Origin of the sequence: Saccharothrix sabaoui (assembly GCF_051756985.1) — a bacterium.
GTDB lineage: Bacteria > Actinomycetota > Actinomycetes > Mycobacteriales > Pseudonocardiaceae > Actinosynnema.
Genome location: NZ_JBPKJK010000038.1, coordinates 45,098 through 64,371 on the forward strand (window position 1 = coordinate 45,098; position 19,274 = coordinate 64,371).

At 71.8% G+C, this 19,274-nt stretch carries 14 protein-coding genes, 2 tRNA genes, 1 pseudogene and 1 riboswitch; of the genes and pseudogenes, 14 read left to right on the forward strand and 3 right to left on the reverse strand.

Annotation, left to right across the window (positions count from 1 at the left end):
• Positions 1 to 24 precede the first annotated feature (24 nt).
• The 6 genes from ACR807_RS14595 to cimA all read left to right on the forward strand — a co-directional run bounded on the left by ACR807_RS14595 (position 25) and on the right by cimA (position 9,695).
• Positions 25 to 3,357, forward strand: coding sequence for a S8 family peptidase (locus tag ACR807_RS14595; RefSeq protein ID WP_438921839.1), 3,333 nt, complete (start codon positions 25 to 27; stop codon positions 3,355 to 3,357).
• A 227-nt stretch (positions 3,358 to 3,584) separates the two neighbouring features.
• Positions 3,585 to 4,625: a 3-isopropylmalate dehydrogenase gene (locus tag ACR807_RS14600; RefSeq protein ID WP_438921840.1), complete on the forward strand. Its 1,041-nt coding sequence runs from the start codon at positions 3,585 to 3,587 to the stop codon at positions 4,623 to 4,625.
• A gap of 303 nt (positions 4,626 to 4,928) precedes the next feature.
• Positions 4,929 to 4,998: riboswitch (cobalamin riboswitch) on the forward strand.
• Positions 4,999 to 5,108: 110 nt separating this feature from the next.
• Positions 5,109 to 6,167, forward strand: coding sequence for a FecCD family ABC transporter permease (locus ACR807_RS14605; RefSeq protein ID WP_438921841.1), 1,059 nt, complete (start codon positions 5,109 to 5,111; stop codon positions 6,165 to 6,167).
• A complete protein-coding gene (locus ACR807_RS14610; RefSeq protein WP_438921842.1) occupies positions 6,167 to 6,916 on the forward strand; it encodes an ABC transporter ATP-binding protein in 750 nt (249 codons plus the stop codon). The genes ACR807_RS14605 and ACR807_RS14610 overlap by 1 nt, the downstream gene beginning before the upstream one ends.
• Positions 6,916 to 7,890: an ABC transporter substrate-binding protein gene (locus tag ACR807_RS14615; protein WP_438921843.1), complete on the forward strand. Its 975-nt coding sequence runs from the start codon at positions 6,916 to 6,918 to the stop codon at positions 7,888 to 7,890. The genes ACR807_RS14610 and ACR807_RS14615 overlap by 1 nt, the downstream gene beginning before the upstream one ends.
• A gap of 209 nt (positions 7,891 to 8,099) precedes the next feature.
• Positions 8,100 to 9,695, forward strand: coding sequence for a citramalate synthase (gene cimA, locus ACR807_RS14620; protein ID WP_438921844.1), 1,596 nt, complete (start codon positions 8,100 to 8,102; stop codon positions 9,693 to 9,695).
• On the opposite strand, the gene ACR807_RS14625 is transcribed toward cimA, so the two are convergent.
• Positions 9,676 to 10,338, reverse strand: a complete 663-nt coding sequence (locus tag ACR807_RS14625; protein WP_438921845.1) for a S1 family peptidase — start codon at positions 10,336 to 10,338, stop codon at positions 9,676 to 9,678. The genes cimA and ACR807_RS14625 overlap by 20 nt on opposite strands.
• 57 nt (positions 10,339 to 10,395) lie before the next feature.
• On the opposite strand from ACR807_RS14625, the gene ACR807_RS14630 reads away from it, so the two are divergent.
• A complete protein-coding gene (locus ACR807_RS14630; protein WP_438921846.1) occupies positions 10,396 to 11,166 on the forward strand; it encodes a fumarylacetoacetate hydrolase family protein in 771 nt (256 codons plus the stop codon).
• 4 nt (positions 11,167 to 11,170) lie between these two features.
• Here the strand turns inward: ACR807_RS14630 and ACR807_RS14635 are convergent.
• Positions 11,171 to 12,436 (reverse strand): annotated as a pseudogene (locus ACR807_RS14635) (FAD-dependent oxidoreductase); the annotation flags it as partial.
• Between the two features lie 73 nt (positions 12,437 to 12,509).
• Between ACR807_RS14635 and gltX the strand changes: the two are divergent.
• The 4 genes from gltX to ACR807_RS14655 all read left to right on the forward strand — a co-directional run bounded on the left by gltX (position 12,510) and on the right by ACR807_RS14655 (position 15,213).
• Entirely contained in the window at positions 12,510 to 14,000 is a 1,491-nt protein-coding gene (gene gltX / locus ACR807_RS14640) for a glutamate--tRNA ligase (protein ID WP_438921847.1), read from the forward strand.
• A gap of 104 nt (positions 14,001 to 14,104) precedes the next feature.
• Positions 14,105 to 14,842: an HAD family hydrolase gene (locus ACR807_RS14645; protein WP_438921848.1), complete on the forward strand. Its 738-nt coding sequence runs from the start codon at positions 14,105 to 14,107 to the stop codon at positions 14,840 to 14,842.
• A gap of 117 nt (positions 14,843 to 14,959) precedes the next feature.
• Positions 14,960 to 15,031: transfer RNA gene (locus ACR807_RS14650), tRNA-Gln, on the forward strand.
• Positions 15,032 to 15,140: 109 nt separating this feature from the next.
• Positions 15,141 to 15,213 (forward strand) — tRNA-Glu (locus ACR807_RS14655).
• Positions 15,214 to 15,409: 196 nt separating this feature from the next.
• Here ACR807_RS14655 and ACR807_RS14660 read toward each other — a convergent pair.
• Positions 15,410 to 16,111, reverse strand: a complete 702-nt coding sequence (locus ACR807_RS14660; RefSeq protein ID WP_438921849.1) for an IclR family transcriptional regulator — start codon at positions 16,109 to 16,111, stop codon at positions 15,410 to 15,412.
• A gap of 71 nt (positions 16,112 to 16,182) precedes the next feature.
• Here ACR807_RS14660 and leuC point away from each other — a divergent pair, with 71 nt between their 5' ends.
• The 3 genes from leuC (at position 16,183) to ACR807_RS14675 (ending at position 19,227) form a co-directional block, all read left to right on the forward strand.
• The gene (leuC, locus tag ACR807_RS14665) at positions 16,183 to 17,586 is read left to right on the forward strand and encodes a 3-isopropylmalate dehydratase large subunit (RefSeq protein WP_438921850.1); all 1,404 of its coding nucleotides are present in this window, start codon (positions 16,183 to 16,185) and stop codon (positions 17,584 to 17,586) included.
• A gap of 15 nt (positions 17,587 to 17,601) precedes the next feature.
• Positions 17,602 to 18,204 (forward strand): 3-isopropylmalate dehydratase small subunit, encoded by a 603-nt coding sequence (leuD, locus tag ACR807_RS14670; RefSeq protein ID WP_438921851.1) that lies wholly within the window; start codon positions 17,602 to 17,604, stop codon positions 18,202 to 18,204.
• Positions 18,205 to 18,414: 210 nt separating this feature from the next.
• Positions 18,415 to 19,227 carry an HU family DNA-binding protein gene (locus ACR807_RS14675; RefSeq protein ID WP_438921852.1) on the forward strand — a complete coding sequence of 271 codons (813 nt, stop codon included), beginning with the start codon at positions 18,415 to 18,417 and terminating at the stop codon, positions 19,225 to 19,227.
• The last annotated feature ends 47 nt before the right edge of the window (positions 19,228 to 19,274 follow it).

A 19,274-nucleotide genomic window follows, 5' to 3' on the forward strand; every position in this document is an offset into this window, starting at 1 on the left:
ACACGACCTCGGTTGGGGCACGTTGTGAGCCGATCTCGCGTTGTCGCCAGATCAGCCGTACCGGTGTTCGCCGCGATCCTCCTCGCGGCGTCCACGGCGGGTACGGCACTGGCCGCCGAAGATCCGCCGGCACCGTCCGTCGCCGCCGCGCGCGGGCTGGACGCCGGCAAGTTGCAGTTGAAGGTCTCGAAGCGGCTCACCGCCGCCCAGGGCAAGGTCACCGCGTTCGTCGAGCTGGAGGCCAAGCCGGCCGTCGACACCTACGCGGAGAAGACCAGCCAGGGCGCGAGCAAGCAGCAGGCCAAGGACGCCGCCAAGGCGACCAGGAACGACACCGGCAAGGTCGTCGACCGCGTGGTCACCGACCTGAGGGGCAAGGACTCCGCCACCAAGGAGCTGTACCGCACCACCAACGGCGTCCCGGGCGTGGTGGTCACCGCCGACGCCGCCAAGGTGCGCGAGCTGGCGCAGCGCGCGGACGTGAAGTCCGTGCGCACCGTGGTGCCCAAGTCCCGCCAGAACTCCACCGCCGTGCAGCTGACCAACACGCTCAAGGCGTGGCAGCAGTACGGCAAGCTCGGTGACGACACCCGCGTCGGCATCATCGACACGGGCATCGACTACACCCACGCCGACTTCGGCGGCCCGGGCACCATCGAGGCGTTCCAGGCGATCGACGAGACGAAGGTCGACGCGTCGTACTTCCCGACCGCCAAGGTCGTCGGCGGCTACGACTTCGTCGGCAACGCCTACGACGGCGCCAGCGACGACCCGGCGCTCAACACCCCGAAGCCGGACCCGAACCCGATCGACTGCAACAGCCACGGCTCGCACGTGGCGGGCACCGCGGCGGGCTTCGGCGTCAACGCCGACGGCTCCACCTTCACCGGTGACTACACCAAGCTCACCCCCGAGGCGCTCGACGCGATGCGCATCGGCCCCGGCACCGCGCCGAAGGCCCTGCTGTACGCGCTGAAGGTGTTCGGCTGCGAGGGCTCGACCAACGTCACCGCGCAGGCGCTCGACTGGTCGCTCGACCCCGACGGCGACGGCGACTTCTCCGACCACCTCGACGTGGTCAACCTGTCCCTGGGCTCCGACTACGGCGCCCCGGACGACCCCGACAGCCTGTTCGTGCGCAAGCTCAACGCCTCCGGCGTGCTGACCGTGTTCTCCGCGGGCAACGGCGGCGACCTGTACGACATCGGCGGCTCGCCGGGCAGCACCCCCGAGGCGCTGACCGTGGCCAGCACGCGCGACTCGTACGTGCTGCGCGACGCGGCCGAGGTGACCGCCCCGGCCGCGGTGGCGGGGCGGAAGCCCGGCCAGTACAGCCAGAACTACAACTACGAGGGCAAGAGCGTCACGGGTGTCGTGGTGCCGCTGTCCGACCCGGCCAACAAGGACGGCTGCCTCCCGCTGTCGGCCGCCGACAAGGCCGCCGTCGCGGGCAGGATCGCGTGGCTGGAGTGGGACGACAACGACGCGACGCGCCGTTGCGGCTCCGGTGGCCGCACGAACAACGTGACCGCCGCGGGCGCCATCGGCGCGGTGTTCACCTCGCAGCTGGAGCACTTCAACGCGGGCATCGCGGGCAACGCCGCCGTCCCGGTCCTCCAGTTCACCGGCTCCGCCACCGCGGCGCTGCGCCCGGCCCTGGCCGCCGGCACGCTGACCGTCCGCCTCGCGGGCGACCTGCGCACCGTGCTGCCGACGTTCGACCAGGCGATCACCGACACCCCCAGCTCGTTCACCTCGCGCGGCGTGCGCGGCCCGGCCGTGAAGCCGGACGTGGCGGCCCCCGGTGACACCATCGCCTCGGCGCTGGTCGGCTCGGGCGACAAGACGCTCGTCATCTCGGGCACCTCGATGGCGGCCCCGCACACCACCGGCATCGCCGCGCTGGTGCGCCAGGTCCACCCGGACTGGACGCCCGAGGAGGTCAAGGCCGCGGTCATGAACAGCGCCTCGGCCGACGTGAAGTCGCAGGACGGCAAGACCTACGCCCCGAACCGCGTCGGCTCCGGCCGCATCGACGGCAAGGCCGCGGTCGAGAACCAGGTGCTGGCCTACGTGCAGGACGACCCGGGCACCGTGTCCGCGTCGTTCGGCGTGGTCGAGGTCGCCAAGCCGGTGTCGCTGACCAAGACGATCAAGGTGGTCAACAAGTCCACCAAGTGGGTCGACTACACCGTCGGCTACGAGGCCCTGACCCAGATCCCCGGCGTGCGCTACGAGCTGTCGGCGAACACCGTCCGGGTGTCGCCGCGCGGCGTCGCCCGGGTCAAGGTCACGCTGAGGATCGACGACCCGAAGGCGCTGCGCAAGACGGTCGACCCGACCGTCGAGCCGCTCCAGCTGGACGTGCCGCGCCAGTTCCTGGCCGACGCGTCGGGCCGGGTCGTGTTCTCGCCGAAGTCGGGCACGACCGTGCCGCTGCGCGTGCCGGTGTACTCCGCCCCGAAGCCGGTCGCGGACATCGACGTGCCGGGCAGCGTCAAGGCGAACAACAGCGGCCAGGCCGTGCTCAACCTGACCGGCAAGGGCCTCAACCAGGGCGCCTACCAGTCGCTGGTGAGCGTCCTGGAGCTCCAGGCCACCTCGCCGAAGCTGCCGGAGTGCCGCCGCAACGTCACCACCAACTGCACCCTGAACGACACGGCCAAGGGCGGTGACCTGCGCTACGTCGGCGCCGCGTCCACCGCGCCGCTGGCCAAGGCGCAGGGCGCGCCGGAGGAGGCGCTGCTCGCGTTCGGCATCGCGACCTGGGGCAACTGGTACAACCTGGGCAGCAACACCGTGCCGTTCGTCGACATCGACACCAACGGCGACGGCGTGTTCGACTACGAGGTCTACGCGACCAAGCTGACCGACACCGACCTGCTGGTCGCGACCACGGTGGACCTCGCCACCGGCGTCGCGGTCGACATCCAGGGCGTCAACGGCCAGTTCGGCGACGTGGACACGAACGTGTTCGACACGAACGTCGTGGTCCTGCCGGTGCTGCTGTCGGCGATCGGCATCGACGCCTCGGCGGACACCTCGCGGATCAGGTACCAGGCCGGCACGTCCGGCTTCTACCTCGCGCCGGGCAGCACGAACGGCCTGATCGACTCGACCCCGGGCCAGCTGTCGTTCGACCCGCTCAAGCCGGGCCTGTGGGCGCAGGGCGGCGGCGACGCCGCGCTGTCCTACTCCGCCCGCCCGGGCACCGCGCTGGTGGTCAACCGCGACGCCGCGTCGCTCGCGACCGACGCCGCGGACAGCCTGCTGGTCCTGCACCACCACAACGCCACGGGTGACCGGGCGTCCGTGGTGAAGGTGAAGGGCAAGGCGAACAACCGCTCCGCGGACTGATCGCCGTACGCCGCTCTGGCCGGTCGGGGTTGCCCCGGCCGGCCAGAGCCGTTTAAGCGCATCGGGTGACCGCCATTCGGACGCACTGAACCGTTCGGGTGTCCCGCAGTCCGGGAGACTCGGCCACGGAGGGGTGTTCCGAGTGCGGTTTCACCCCTGGGGACCGGTAGCCTTTCGCAAAGGAAACTAGTCCCGCTAAATGGGACTGATACCTGGGAGGTGTGTGGATGCGGCTCGCAGTGATCCCAGGAGACGGGATCGGGCCCGAGGTCGTCGCCGAGGCCCTGAAGGTGCTCGGTGAGGTCGTTCCAGCGGCTGAGATCACCCGCTACGACCTCGGCGCGGCGCGCTGGCACGCCACAGGTGAGTTGCTGCCGGAGTCCGTGCTGGGCGAGCTCCGCCAGCACGACGCGATCCTGCTCGGAGCCGTGGGCGACCCCTCGGTGCCCAGCGGGATCCTGGAACGCGGCCTGCTGCTCCGGCTCCGGTTCGAGCTCGACCACCACGTGAACCTGCGCCCGGCGCGGCTCTACCCCGGTGTGCGCAGCCCGATCGCCGACCCGCCGGAGATCGACATGGTGGTCGTGCGGGAGGGCACCGAGGGCCTGTACGCGGGCAACGGCGGCCTGTTGCGCAAGGACACGCCGCACGAGATCGCCACCGAGGTGTCGATCAACACCTCGTTCGGCGTGGAGCGGGTGGTGCGCGACGCGTTCGCCCGCGCCGCGAACCGGCCGCGCAAGCACCTCACGCTGGTGCACAAGACCAACGTGCTCACGCACGCGGGTTCGCTGTGGTCGCGGGTCGTGGAGGAGGTGTCGCTGCAGCACCCCGACGTGACGGTCGCGTACCAGCACGTGGACGCCGCGACGATCCACCTGGTCACCGACCCGGGCCGGTACGACGTGATCGTCACCGACAACCTGTTCGGCGACATCCTGACGGACCTGGCGGCGGCCGTGACCGGCGGCATCGGGCTGGCGGCGTCCGGCAACCTCGACGTGACGCGGCGCAACCCGAGCATGTTCGAGCCGGTGCACGGCAGCGCGCCGGACATCGCGGGCCAGGGCATCGCCGACCCGACGGCGGCGGTCCTGTCGGTGGCCCTGATGCTCGACCACCTGGGCGAGTCGGAGGCGGCGCGCCGGATCGAGGCGTCGGTGGCGTTCGACCTGGCCACCCGCGACCACGCGTCGCCGGGCGCCACCTACGCGGTGGGCGACCGCCTGGCCGCGCTGGTCTCCTCGAACGTGAGGACCGGCGCCTAGCACGACCGCACGCGACGAGGGCCACCGCGACCAGCGCGCGGTGGCCCTTCCCGTCCCCGAGAGTCCAACACTCAGACCTCGAGAGTCCAACGCTCAAGGCCCGAGAGTCCAACGCTCAGGACCCGTGAGTTCTCCGTTCCGCATACCGACCGGTCGGCCCGAACGAAGAACTCACGGGTCCTGGAGGTTGGACTCTCGGGACCTGGGGGTTGGACTCTCGCGGGTGGGGGTGGTGAGCAGGGTTACTGCGGGTGGGGCGCTGCGGGGGTGGGGGCTGCCGTAGGGTCGGGGGCGCTGCCCTCGGGGGAAGTCCGGTGAGAGTCCGGCGCTGACCCGCAACGGTAAGCCCCGCGAGGGGCGAGCCCGATCACCCGCGGGCGGTGGGAAGAAGCTCCACTCCTGCCGTGGTCTGCGGGACGGGTGCGCCGGTCCACCGCGGGCTGCGCTCAACCGGGTCGAGGCCACCCGCCCGGAAGGCGCCCGGTGACCGCGATCGACCCCGTACCGCGCCGCGTGCGCTCCACCACCGCGTTGTGCCTGGTCCTGGGCTTCCTGCTGGTCCTGTCGGTGGTGGCCGGCGTCGCGCTGGGACCGGTGCGCGTCCCGTTCGGCGACGTCGTCCGCCTGCTGCGCGCCGGGCTCACCGGCGGGGTCGTCGAGGGCGCCGACGTCGGGGCCTACCGCATCGTCTGGGACATCCGCCTGCCGCGCGTCCTGCTCGCCGCGGTCGTCGGCGCGGGCCTGACGGCGGTCGGCGTGGCGATCCAGGCGATGGTCCGCAACGCGCTCGCCGACCCGTACGTGCTGGGCATCTCCTCCGGCGCGAGCGTCGGCGCCACGGCGGTCGCCACCACGGGCCTGTTCGCGTCCCTGGGCGTCTACGCCCTGTCCACCGCCGCGTTCCTCGCCGCGCTGGTCGCGATGGCCGTGGTCTACCTGATCGCACGTCAAGGCGGCCTGACCCCGCTGCGGCTGGTCCTCACCGGCACGGCCATGGCCTACGGGTTCAGCGCCCTCGCCATGCTGCTGGTGTTCCGCGCCCCGCGCGGCGAGGCGGCCCGGTCGGCGATGTTCTGGCTGCTGGGCAGCCTGGGCGGCGTCACGTGGGCGTCCCTGCCGGTCGCCGCCGCGGTGGTCCTGGCCGGCACGGCCCACCTCACGGCCCGCGCGAAGCACCTCAACGCCCTGTCGATGGGCGACGAGACGGCCACGACGCTCGGCGTCGACGTGACGAGGGCCCGCCGCGGCCTGTTCGTGGTCACCGCCGCCATGACGGGCGTGCTGGTGGCGGTCAGCGGCGCGGTCGGGTTCGTCGGGCTGATGCTGCCGCACCTGGTGCGGCTGGTCGTGGGCGCGGACCACCGCCGCGTGCTCGCCGTCGCGCCCCTGGCGGGCGCGGTGTTCCTGATCTGGGTGGACGTCGCCGCACGCCTGCTCGCCGCGCCCGAGGAGCTGCCGCTGGGCGTCATCACGGCCGCGCTCGGCGTGCCGTGCTTCGTGTTCCTCATGCGCCGCCGCGGCTACGTGTTCGGGGGCCGCTGATGGACCTCGAACTGGACTCCCTCGTCATCGACGGCATCCTGCGCGGCGTCGACGTGCGCGTCGGCGGGGGCGAGGTGCACGGGATCGTCGGCCCCAACGGCAGCGGCAAGTCCACCGCCCTGCGGTGCGTCTACCGGGCGCTGGCGCCGTCCGGCGGCGCGGTGCTCCTCGACGGCCGCGACATCGCCGGGCAGCGGGTCGCCGACACGGCGCGCCGGCTGGCCGCGCTCACCCAGGACAGCCACGTCGAGTTCGACTTCACCGCCGCCGAGGTGGTCGCGATGGGCCGCCTCCCGCACCGCACCGGCCGGGAGGAGGACGCGCGGGTCGCCGCCGACGCGCTGTCCCGGGTGGACGCCGCGCACCTCGCGCACCGCAGCTTCCTCACCCTCTCCGGCGGCGAGCGGCAACGCGTCCTCATCGCCCGCGCCCTCGCCCAGCGGCCCGAGGTGCTCGTCCTCGACGAGCCCACCAACCACCTCGACATCAGCCACCAGCTCGCCGTGCTCGGCCTGGTCCGCGGCCTCGGCGTCACGGTCCTCGCGGTGCTGCACGACCTGAACCTGGCCGCCGCGCACTGCGACCGCCTGCACGTGCTCGCCGAAGGCCGGGTGGTGCGCAGCGGCACGCCCGCCGAGGTGCTCACCCCGGACCTGCTCGCGGAGGTCTTCCGCGTCCGCGCCCACGTCGTCCCGCACCCCACCAGCGGGGTGCCCCAACTGCTGTTCGACCGGGAGGTCACCCCGTGATGCGACGAGTCCTCGCGCTCGCCACCGCCCTGCTCACGACGGCGTGCGGCGCACAGGTCGTGGAACCCGCCGCGCAGGCCACCACCACCGTGGTGAACTGCGGGCGGCAGGTCTCCTACGGCTCCCCGACCCGGGTCGTCACCAACGACACCGGCATCACCGAGCTGATGTTCGCCCTGGGCCTGGCCGACCGCATGGCCGGCTACACGATCCCCACCGCCGCGAAGGCGGGCGACGTCGCGTCCTCGCCGTGGAAGGCCGACTTCGAGCGCGTGCCGCACCTGGGTGACGAGGTGAACAAGGAGGTCGTCCAGGGCGCGGGCGCCGACCTGGTGTTCGCGGGCTGGAACTACGGGTTCTCCGAGAGCACCGGCTTCACCCCCGACGCCCTGGCGGACCTCGGCATCGCCACCTACCAGCTCACCGAGGCGTGCCGGAACGGCACGGGCAAGCAGCGCGGCATCATGCCGCCGCTCGAAGCCCTCTACACCGACCTGGAGAACCTGGGCCGCATCTTCGGCGTGGAGGACCGGGCGCGAGAGCTGGTCGAGGGGTACCGGGAGCAGGTGGCCGCCGCCGAGGGGCTCGTCACCGGCGACCGCCCGAAGGTGTTCCTCTACGACAGCGGCCTCGACCAGCCGTTCACCGCCGGCCGCAACGCCGCGCCGCAGGACGTCATCGGCAAGGCCGGCGGCGACAACGTCTTCGGCGACCTCGACGACAGCTGGACGACGGTCGGCTGGGAGGCCGTCGTGGCGCGCGACCCCGACGTCATCCTGATCAACGACTACGCCGACGGCGACGCGAACACCCCGGAGGAGAAGCGGGCGTTCCTGGAGTCCTACGCGCCGCTGAAGGACGTCTCGGCGGTCCGGAACGGGAAGTTCTTCGTGCTGCCCTACGCCGCTCTCGTGGAATCGCCCCGCAACCCCGCCGCCATCGAGGCGTTCGCCGAGTTCCTCGCCGGTCACTAGCCCCACCATGTGGGACAACCCGTCCGTGGCTTGGTCAGCGCGGACGGGGTGTGGCACCATTCCCGACGTGGCTCTCCACGCCGTGATCATTATCGCCCAGCGCGTCGGGTAGTGCTCCCACCGAGCACCCGACGCGCAGACCTCTCGCATCCCGCGGGGGGTCTTTTTGTTTTCCGGATCTCGTTTCCCAGATCTCTAGGAGACCTCCCGTGGCCCCCCTCGGCGACTCGTTCCACGTCTACGACACGACCCTGCGCGACGGTGCCCAGCGCGAGGGCATCACGTACTCGGTCACCGACAAGCTGGCCGTGGCGCGGCTGCTCGACTCGCTGGGCGTTGGGTTCATCGAGGGCGGCTGGCCGGGGGCGCTGCCGAAGGACACCGAGTTCTTCGCCCGCGCCGCGGCGGGGGACCTGACGCTCAAGCACGCGCAGCTCGTCGCGTTCGGCTCCACCCGCAAGGCGGGCGTGCGGGTCGAGGAGGACGCGCAGGTCAAGGCGCTGCTGGACAGCCACGCGCCGGTCGTGACGCTGGTCGCCAAGTCCGACCGCAGGCACATCGAGAAGGCCCTGCGCACCGACGTCGCGGAGAACTGCGCGATGGTGCGCGACACCGTGCGCTTCCTCGTCGGCGAGGGCCGCCGCGTGTTCCTCGACGCCGAGCACTTCTTCGACGGCTTCGCGTTCGACCCGGACACCTCGCTGCGCGTGCTGGAGTCCGCGGTGGAGGGCGGCGCGGACGTCGTCGTGCTGTGCGACACCAACGGCGGGCAGCTCCCCCTCGGGCTGGCCGAGACCGTCGCCGACGTGGTCGCCCGCACGGGCTTCCGGGTCGGCATCCACTGCCAGGACGACACGTCGTGCGCGGTGGCGAACACCCTGGCGGCGGTGCAGGCGGGGGCGACCCACGTCCAGTGCACCGCGAACGGCTACGGCGAGCGGGCGGGCAACGCCGACCTGTTCGCCGTGGTGGGGAACCTCGTGACCAAGCTCGGCCTCCAGGTGCTGCCGCACGAGTCGCTGGCCGAGCTGACCCGCGTCTCGCACGCCCTCGCCGAGATCGCGAACATCGCACCCGACTCCCACCAGGCCTACGTCGGGTCGTCGGCCTTCGCCCACAAGGCGGGGCTGCACGCGAGCGCGATCAAGGTCGACCCGGAGCTGTACAACCACATCGAGCCGGGGACCGTCGGCAACGACATGCGGGTGCTGGTCACGGAGATGGCGGGCCGGGCGAGCCTCGAACTCAAGGGACGCGAGTTCGGGATCGACCTGGCCCGCCGCCCCGAGGCGCTGACGAACGCCGTGCGCAGGGTGAAGGAGCTGGAGGCGGGCGGCTGGTCGTTCGAGGCCGCCGACGCCTCCCTGGAGCTGCTCATGCGCGACGAGCTGTCCGAACTGGACGCGCCGCCGTTCCGGCTGGAGTCCTACCGGGTGGTGCTCGACCACCACCAGGGCGGCGAGATCGTGTCGGAGGCGACCGTCAAGGTGCACGTGGCGGGGGAGAGGGTCATCGCCACCGCCGAGGGCAACGGGCCGGTGCACGCGCTCGACGCGGCGCTGCGGAAGGCGCTGCTGCCCCACCTGTCCTGGTTGGACGCCGTGGAGCTGAACGACTACAAGGTCCGCATCCTCACCGACCAGCACGGCACCGACGCCGTCACCCGCGTGCTGGTGGAGTCCACCGACGGCGAGCGCGAGTGGACCACCGTGGGCGTGCACGGCAACATCGTCGAGGCGAGCTGGCTGGCCCTGTGCGACGCGCTGGCGCACAAGGCCATGCGGGTCAGCCCGTCACCAGCGTGAAGCCCTCGGCCGCCAGGACGCGGTTGACCGGGTAGAAGAAGGTCGTGCCGCCGGAGGAGCAGCCGCCGGAGCCGCCGATCACGTGGCCCTGCGCGTTCGAGCCGCTGATCACCGGGGCCCAGTGGTCGCCGGGCTCCGGGCAGAGGTTCGTCCGCGTCACGCCGGTGATGGTGCCCGCGGGCAGGAAGACGGTGACGTTCCTGGCCTGCACGGTGCCGCAGCGCAGCCCGGTGGCGCCGCCGACCCGGCACACCGACCCGCCCACGGGGGTCTCGACCGAGCCGGTGACGACGCCGGGCCGCCCGGCGACGGTGGGCCGCTGCACCCAGGCGGCGGCGTCGGTGATCGTGACCACCGCGTACGTCGGCCGGACGGCGGTGATCGACCCGACGACGCCGCCGCCGGGGCCGCGGACCACCGTGCCGACCGGCCCGCAGGAGGGCTGGACGAGCAGGTGGCCGCGGACGTTGAAGCCGTTGGTGCACCGCGCGCCGGCGGCGGTGGTGAGCGGGGTGCCCGCTTCGAGGGGCACCGGGGCGGCGGAGACCGGGGCGGCGGGCACCGGGGCGGCGAGGACGGGGACGGCGGCGGCGGGGGCGGCCGTCCCCAGCAACAGGACGAGGGCGATCAGCAGGGTTCGCATCCCCCCGACGTTAGGCACGCACGGTGCGCTGTTCAGCCGCCGGTTAGGGTGAACAGCGTGCGCATTGCCCGTATCGCCCAGCCCGACGGCCTGGCCTTCGCCGAGATCCGCGGCGAGGGCGACGACCTGACCGCGGTCGAGATCGCCGACGACCCCTTCGCGAACCCGACGTTCACCGGCCGCTCGTGGCCGCTGGCCGACGTCCGCCTGCTGGCGCCGTTCCTGCCGCCCAAGATCGTCGCCATCGGCCGCAACTACGCCGAGCACGCGGTCGAGCTGGGCAACGAGGTGCCCGCCGAACCGCTCATGTTCCTCAAGCCGAACACCGCGGTCGTCGGCCCGAACGCCGAGATCAAGCTGCCCGCCGTGTCCGAGCGGGTCGACTTCGAGGGCGAGCTGGCCGTGGTGGTCGGCGTCGGCGGCCGGGACATCCCCGCGTCCCGCGCGGCGCAGTCCGTCCTCGGCTACACGATCGCCAACGACGTCACCGCGCGGGACCTGCAGAAGATCGACGGGCAGTGGACGCGCGCCAAGGGCTTCGACACGTTCTGCCCGCTCGGCCCGTGGGTGGAGACCGAGTTCGACCCGTCCGACGTCGCGATCCGCACCGAGGTGGACGGCGTGGTGAAGCAGGACTCGCGGACCTCGCTGCTGCTCCACGGCATCCCCGAGCTGATCGAGTACATCTCGTCGGTGATGACGCTGCGCCCGCTCGACGTGATCCTCACCGGCACCCCCGCCGGCGTCGGCCCGCTGACCGCCGGGCAGAGCGTCTCGGTGACCGTCGAGGGCCTGGGCACGCTGACCAACACCGTCTCCGAGCGCTGACCGGTCAGGTCCGCTCGACCCGCTCCGGCGCGCGGCGGGCGAAGACCGGCGCGTGCTCGGGCAGCAGCCCGATCCCGATGAGGTAGGCGGGCACCACCTGGAGGGCGGGGAACCGCCGCACCAGCCGCACGGGCAGGGGCACCCGGCCCCCGGCCGCGCCGGAGGTGCCCGCCAGCGTCGGCGCGAGGAACGAGTCCTGCACGCGCCGCTGGGCCGCCTGGACCGCCGCGGTCGGCAGCCACCGGCGGCGGCGCACCCCCGCCAGCACCTTCGGCGTCAGCTCGCCCCGCCGCAGCGGCGCGGCCACGATCCGCGCGGCGGCCACCGCGTCCTGCACGGCCAGGTTGATGCCGACCCCGCCGATCGGCGACATGGCGTGCGCCGCGTCGCCGATGCACAGCAGGCCGTCGGCGTGCCAGCGCCGCAACCGGTCGATCCGCACGTCGAGCAGCTTCACGTCGTCCATCGACGCGACCTCGTCGACCCGGTCGCCCAGCCACGGCACCAGGGCCGCCACCCGCGCCCGGAACGCCTCGACGCCCTCCTCGCGCAGCGCCCGGTCGGTGCCCTTGCGGATCAGGAAGGCGGCCTGGAAGTAGTCGCCCCGGTCGATCAGCACCAGGCCGCTGCCCGCGCTGAACCTGCCGGTGGCGCCGTCCGGGTCGTCGGGCCTGCGCGGCAGGCGGAACCACCACACGTCCATCGGCGAGCCGAACGCGCGCACCGGCAGCCCCGCCTCGTCGCGCAGCAGCGAGCGCCTGCCGTCGGCGGCGACCACCAGGTCGGCCGCCAGCTCGCCGGTCGCGCCGGCCGCGGTGCGGTAGCGGACGCCGGTGAACCGGCCGCCCTCCCGGAGGAGGCCGACCGCCTCCGTGCCCATCCGCAGCGAGAAGGTCCTCTCGCGCCGGCCCGCGTCCGCCAGCAGGTCGAGGAGGTCCCACTGCGGGACCATCGCGATGTGCTTGTGCGGCCCGGGGAGCCGCGACATGTCGCCCATCGTCACCGGGCCGCTGTCGAGCAGCACCCGCACCTGCCGCACCAGCCGGTGCGGCACCTCGGCGAACGACGGCCCGAGCCCCAGCTCGTCCAGCAGCGCCAGCGTCGACGGGTGCACCGTGTCGCCGCGGAAGTCGCGCAGGAAGTCGTCGTGCTTCTCCAGCACGGTCACCTCCACGCCCGCCCGGGCCAGCAGCAGCGCGCACACCACGCCCGCCGGTCCGCCGCCGACGACCACGACGCCTGTCCTCTCCATGACCTGCTCCGTCCAGTTTTCAACACCAGTTGAATAACTTGAGCATGCTCCCGTGAAACGCCGTGGTCAAGCCGGATAGGCTGATCGGGTCATGAGCGCATCAGCAGCATCCCCAGAGGTCCGCGTCCGCTTCTGCCCGTCGCCGACCGGCACGCCCCACGTGGGGCTCATCCGCACCGCCCTGTTCAACTGGGCGTACGCCCGCCACGTGGGCGGCACCGTGGTGTTCCGGATCGAGGACACCGACGCGGCCCGCGACTCCGAGGAGTCGTACCTCTCCCTGCTGGAGGCCATGCGCTGGCTGGGCATCGACTGGGACGAGGGTCCCGAGGTCGGCGGCCCGCACGCGCCGTACCGGCAGTCCCAGCGGCGCGACCTGTACGACGACGTGGCCAAGCGCCTGTTCGACGCGGGCGAGCTGTACGAGTCGTTCTCCACGCCCGAGGAGGTCGAGGCCCGCCGCCGGGCCGCCGGCCAGGACCCCAAGCTCGGCTACGACGGCTACGACCGCGACCTGACCGACGAGCAGAAGGCCGCGTACCGCGCCGAGGGGCGCACCCCGGTGCTGCGCCTGCGGATGCCCGACCGCGACATCACGTTCGACGACCTGATCCGCGGCGAGGTCACGTTCAAGGCGGGCAGCACGCCCGACCCGGTCATGGTGCGCGCCAACGGCGACCCGCTGTACCCGTTCGTGAACCCCGTCGACGACGCGGTCATGGGCATCACCCACGTGCTGCGCGGCGAGGACCTGCTGCCGTCCACCCCGCGCCAGATCGCCCTGTACGAGGCGCTGACCCGGATCGGCGTGACCACGTTCACCCCGCTCTTCGGCCACCTGCCCTACGTCACGGGCGAGGGCAACAAGAAGCTGTCCAAGCGCGACCCGCAGTCGAACCTGTTCCTCTACCGCGACCGCGGCTTCGTGCCCGAGGGCCTGCTGAACTACCTCGCGCTGCTCGGCTGGTCCATCGCCGACGACCGCGACATCTTCTCCATGGACGAGATGGTCGCGGCGTTCGAGCTGGCCAAGGTCAGCGCCAACCCGGCCCGCTTCGACCTGAAGAAGGCCGAGGCGATCAACGCCACGCACCTGCGCGCGCTGCCCGTCGGCGAGTTCGTCGACCGGGCCCTGCCGTACCTCGTCAAGGACGGCGTGCTGCCGGCCGAGCCGACGCCGGAGCAGCTCGCCGTGCTCGCCGGCGTCGCGCCGCTCGTGCAGGAGCGCCTGGTCGTGCTGTCCGAAGCGTCCGGAATGGTCAGGTTCCTGTTCGTGGCGGAGGAGGACTTCACGCCCGAGGAGGACTCCGCCGCGAAGGCGCTCGGCCAGGACGCGCGCCCCGTGCTGGAGGCGGCGATCGCGGCCCTGGAGCCGCTGCCGGAGTGGACGACCGCCGCGATCGAGGAGGCGCTGAAGGTGTCCCTTGTGGACTCCCTGGGTCTCAAGCCGCGCAAGGCATATGCACCGGTGCGGGTCGCCGTGACGGGCCGTACCGTCTCGCCTCCGCTCTACGAAAGCATGGAACTGCTGGGCCAAAGTCGCTCGATCGGGCGATTGCGGCGCGCGCTCGGGGCAATCTGACTGGTGCCATCGGGCGGTTGCGCGGTGCTTGATCGTGCAAGCATCGCCAGATATCACCTCTCTGGTCGAGTCGGACGAGGGGTGACCGCACCTAGCCTCACGGGGTGACAACCGCAGCCCCGACCTTCACCCCTCGGAGAACCGGCGAGATCCGGGCAGTGTGCCTCGACGTCGACGACACCCTCGTCGACTACAGCACCTCGTCCCGGGCCGCCCTGGCCGCGATGGTCGGCAACGCCGACGCCTGGCCGCTGTGGCAGCGCATCACCGACGAGCACTGCGCCCGCCTCCTCGCCGGCGAGCTGCAGTACGAGAGCATGCGCAACATCCGCACGCGCGCCTTCTTCGCGGCCCTCGGCGAGGAGCTGGACCAGGAGGAGGCGACGCGGCGGGAGCTGCGCCGCCAGGAGGTCCTCGCGGCGGGCTGGCGGCTGTTCCCCGACGTCGTGCCGTGCCTGGAGTGGCTGCGGGCCACCGGTCTGCCCGTCGCCGCCGTGAGCAACGCCTCGGGTCGCCACCAACGGGTGAAGATCGCCACCCTCGGGTTGACCCAGTACTTCGACACCGTCCTCATCGCGGGCGAGGTCGGCGCGGCCAAACCCGACCGGGTGATCTTCGACACCGCGTGCGCCGACCTCGGCGTCGAGCTGCACGACACCGTGCACGTCGGCGACCGGCTGCACGCCGACGCCATCGGTGCGCGCGACGCCGGGATGCGGGGCGTCTGGCTCAACCGGCAGGGCCCCCGCGAGGGCGGGCTGCCGGCCGGCATCTCGGCCATCTCCAGCCTCGCTGAGCTGCCCGAACTCCTCGTCTGCGAGCTGTCGGCCGCCTCGGCGTGACCCCCGATTTCCGTTCCGCCGGGCTCGTGGTCTAGTATTCCTCCCGGCGGAACGGAGAGCCCCCGAAACCCCGAGGACAAGATCCCGGGAGGACGGGTAAGCTGGCCGGGAAACCAATGGGGTATGGTGTAATTGGCAGCACGACTGATTCTGGTTCAGTTAGTCTAGGTTCGAGTCCTGGTACCCCAGCTGCAACGGTAGAAGAAAGACCTGCTAGACTACCGGAGCAACAGAGCGAGACCCCCGATTTGGTGGGAAACACCGGATCTGCTAAACTGAATACAACGGAAGTTCCCAGGGCCCCGTCGTCTAGCGGCCTAGGACGCCGCCCTCTCAAGGCGGTAGCGAGGGTTCGAATCCCTTCGGGGCTACATATCCGGGATGTCCCTGTTCTGCACTGCAGAACAGGGACATTTCGCATTTACACCGGGGGTGCGACCCCCGGACCCCGTGCAGGCGGGCTTCGCCCCCCGCACCCCCTGCGGGTTGACCGTCCTCCGCACCCCCGCCGTGGTCGCCCAGGGCGGGGGCCTCGCGTTTCAGGGCACTGGAGGGCGTTCCAGGGCTCTAGAGGCGTGACTGGAGGGCTTCCGCGGCGGCCAGGAGGTCCGCGGCCCAGCGGGCACCCGGACGGCGGCCCATGCGGTCGATGGGGCCCGAAACGGATACCGCGGCGACCACCGCGCCGGAACTGTCGCGCACCGGCGCGGAAACGCTCGCGACGCCCGGTTCCCGTTCCGCCACGCTTTGTGCCCAGCCGCGCCGGCGCACTTCCAACAAAGTGCGTTCGCCGTATACGGCGTCCGCGAGAACGGCCCGCTGGGTGCCCGGGTCGGACCACGCGGCCAATACCTTCGCGCCCGATCCGGCGGTCATCGGCAAACGCGCGCCGACCGGAACGGTGTCGCGCAAACCGCTCTGCGGTTCCGCGGAGGAGACGCAGATCCGCTGCATCCCGTCCCGCCGGTACAACTGGACGCTTTCACCCGTGATGTCACGCAGTCGCGGCAGCACCGACGACGCCGCGTCGAGCAACGGGTCGGTCGCGCCGCCCGCCAGCTCCGCCAGCGCCGCGCCGGGCCGCCAGCGGCCGTCGGAACCCCGCCGCAGCAACCGGTGCACCTCCAGGCCGACCGCCAACCGGTGCGCGGTCGCCCTCGGCAGGCCCGTCCGGTTGCACAACTCGGCGAGCCCACACGGATCCTTCGCGACTGCGTTCAAGACAGCCACTGCCTTGTCCAACACGCCGATCCCGCTATGCTGTCCCACAAGCCGATACTAACTTCCCACTGTCTGGGAAGTCCAGATCTATCGACTGTCCAGATCTTGGGAGAGTTGCGATGAGCCGCACGCTCGCGGAGAAGGTGTGGGAAGCACACGTCGTGCGCCACGGGAGTGGCGCCGAGCCGGACCTGCTCTACATCGACCTCCACCTGCTGCACGAAGTGACCAGCCCGCAGGCGTTCGACGGCCTGCGCCTCGCGGGGCGCAGGCTGCGCCGGCCCGACCTCACGATCGGCACCGAGGACCACAACGTCCCCACCGTGGACATCGACCTCCCGATCGCGGACCCGGTGTCGCGCACGCAGGTCGAGACGATGCGCAAGAACTGCGCGGAGTTCGGCGTCCGCCTGCACCCGATGGGCGACTACGAACAGGGCATCGTGCACGTCGTGGGCCCGCAGCTCGGCCTCACGCAGCCCGGGATGACCGTCGTGTGCGGTGACAGCCACACCTCCACGCACGGCGCGTTCGGCGCGCTGGCGTTCGGCATCGGCACGTCCGAGGTCGAGCACGTGATGGCCACCCAGACGCTGCCGCTGAAACCGTTCAAGACCATGGCCATCACCATCGACGGGCAGCTCAAGCCCGGTGTCACGGCCAAGGACGTCATCCTCGCGGTGATCGCGAGGATCGGCACCGGCGGCGGCCAGGGCTACGTCGTGGAGTACCGGGGCAGCGCGATCGAGGCGCTGTCGATGGAAGCCCGCATGACCGTCTGCAACATGTCGATCGAGGCCGGCGCCCGCGCGGGCATGATCGCGCCGGACCAGACCACGTTCGACTACCTGCGGGGCCGCCCGCACGCGCCGACCGGCGAGCGCTGGGACGAGGCCGTGGCGTACTGGAAGACGCTGCGCAGCGAGGACGACGCCGAGTTCGACGCCGAGGTGCGCCTCGACGCCGCCGAGCTGACGCCGTTCGTCACCTGGGGCACCAACCCCGGCCAGGGTCTGCCGCTGTCCGACCGCGTGCCGGACCCCGAAGCGATCACCGACGAGCACGAGCGGGTCGCCGCCGAGAAGGCGCTGGCCTACATGGGGCTGGAGGCGGGTACCCCGCTGCGCGACATCCACGTCGACACCGTGTTCCTCGGCTCCTGCACGAACGGCCGCATCGAGGACCTGAGGGCCGCCGCGGACGTGCTCAAGGGCCACAAGGTCGCCGACGGCGTCCGGATGCTCGTCGTGCCCGGCTCCATGCGCGTGCGCGCGCAGGCGGAGTCCGAGGGGCTGCACGAGGTCTTCCTGGCGGCGGGCGCCGAGTGGCGCCAGGCCGGCTGCTCGATGTGCCTGGGCATGAACCCGGACCAGCTCAAGCCGGGTGAGCGCAGCGCGTCCACCTCCAACCGCAACTTCGAGGGCAGGCAGGGCAAGGGCGGTCGCACCCACCTCGTCTCGCCGCTCGTGGCCGCCGCCACCGCCGTGCGGGGCACCCTGTCGTCGCCCGCCGACCTGGTCTGAGGGAGTTCTACAACCATGGAAGCGTTCACCACGCACACCGGGGTCGGCGTTCCGCTGCGCAGGTCCAACGTGGACACCGACCAGATCATCCCGGCCGTCTACCTCAAGCGGGTCACCCGCTCCGGCTTCGAGGACGGCCTGTTCGCCGCCTGGCGCGCCGACGAGCACTTCGTGCTCAACCAGGAGCCCTTCAAGGCGGGCAGCGTGCTCGTCGCCGGGCCCGACTTCGGCACCGGCTCGTCCCGCGAGCACGCCGTCTGGGCGCTCATGGACTACGGCTTCCGGGTGGTCATCTCCTCCCGGTTCGCCGACATCTTCCGGGGGAACGCGGGCAAGCAGGGCCTCGTGGCGGCGCAGCTGGAGCAGTCCGATGTCGAATTGCTCTGGAAGGTGCTCGAGAACGATCCCGGCACCCCGGTGACGGTCGACCTGACGAAGAACACGGTTGCTGCGAAGGACTTCACCGCCCCCTTCGGCATCGACGAGTACACCCGCTGGCGGCTGCTGGAGGGATTGGACGACATCGCCCTGACCCTGCGCCACGCCGATGAGGTGACGGAGTTCGAGCAGCGAAGGGCGGCGTGGCTGCCCACCACCGATCCGCTGCCCTCCAGGTAGTGCGAAGGGCCGGATTTCAGCCTCTAGCAGCGGAAATCCGGCCCCTTCGTTTCCTCCGGGGCCTCCCGGGGTGTCCCTCGAAGGGTCGTAATCGCCCACGCCACAACGGAAAATCTGGCGTGGCGATTGGTATTTCCTTGCATATGGGCTTACCGTGGGCAATCAGTCGGCCCGAGCTAAGGGCCGTGAGCGTCCTGGGAGGGACTGAAGGTGAACAAGGCCCAGCTCATCGAGGCGCTCGCCGAGCGCCTTGGCGACAAGAAGAACGCCGCTGCTGCCGTTGACGGCATCGTCGACGTGATCGTCCGCAGCGTCCACAAGGGCGAGAAGGTCAACATCACCGGCTTCGGTGTCTTCGAGAAGCGTGCCCGCGCGGCCCGCACCGCTCGCAACCCGCGCACCGGTGAGACCGTGAAGGTCAAGAAGACCAACGTTCCCGCGTTCCGCGCGGGTTCGACGTTCAAGGACGTCATCAGCGGCACGAAGAAGCTGCCCCGCGTGACGGCCGCGAAGCCCGCTGCCGCCAAGCCCGCGGCGGCCGCCACCGCGGCGACGAAGGCCCCGGCCACGAAGGCCCCGGCCACCCGCAGCACCTCGTCGCGCTCGACGCGCAGCAGCTCCACCACCGCAACCACCACCGCTCGCGCCGCCGCCGCCGCGACGAAGGCCCCGGCAACCCGCCGGACCGCCGCGGCTGCGAAGCCCGCCGCCACCGCCACCAAGGCCGCGCCTGCGAAGAGCACCGCGACCAAGGCGGCCGCACCGGCCAAGGCCACCGCCACGAAGGCGCCCGCGGCCAAGGCCACCACGGCCAAGGCCCCGGCCGCCAAGAAGGCGACCACGGCCAAGGCGAGCACGGCCAAGGCCACGACGACGGCGGCGGCGGCCAAGACCGCCACCGCCCCGGCGGCGGCCAAGGCGGCCACCCCGGCGGCGGCCAAGACCGCCACCCCGGCGGCGAAGGCCACCACCTCGGCCGCGGCGAAGCCCGCGGCCAAGAAGGCCCCGGCCAAGAAGAAGTGACCCTGAGCCGGGTGATCACCGGCCAGGTACAGCGGTTAGATCGGAAG

What these genes read in the sequence shown, in the direction of transcription:
- leuC (WP_438921850.1), top strand. Translation starts at nt 16,183, where the DNA reads ATGAGCCGCACGCTCGCGGAGAAGGTGTGGGAAGCACACGTCGTGCGC.
- gltX (WP_438921847.1), top strand. Translation starts at nt 12,510, where the DNA reads ATGAGCGCATCAGCAGCATCCCCAGAGGTCCGCGTCCGCTTCTGCCCG.
- ACR807_RS14610 (WP_438921842.1), top strand. Translation starts at nt 6,167, where the DNA reads ATGGACCTCGAACTGGACTCCCTCGTCATCGACGGCATCCTGCGCGGC.
- ACR807_RS14625 (WP_438921845.1), bottom strand. Translation starts at nt 10,338, where the DNA reads ATGCGAACCCTGCTGATCGCCCTCGTCCTGTTGCTGGGGACGGCCGCC.
- leuD (WP_438921851.1), top strand. Translation starts at nt 17,602, where the DNA reads ATGGAAGCGTTCACCACGCACACCGGGGTCGGCGTTCCGCTGCGCAGG.
- ACR807_RS14600 (WP_438921840.1), top strand. Translation starts at nt 3,585, where the DNA reads ATGCGGCTCGCAGTGATCCCAGGAGACGGGATCGGGCCCGAGGTCGTC.
- ACR807_RS14615 (WP_438921843.1), top strand. Translation starts at nt 6,916, where the DNA reads ATGCGACGAGTCCTCGCGCTCGCCACCGCCCTGCTCACGACGGCGTGC.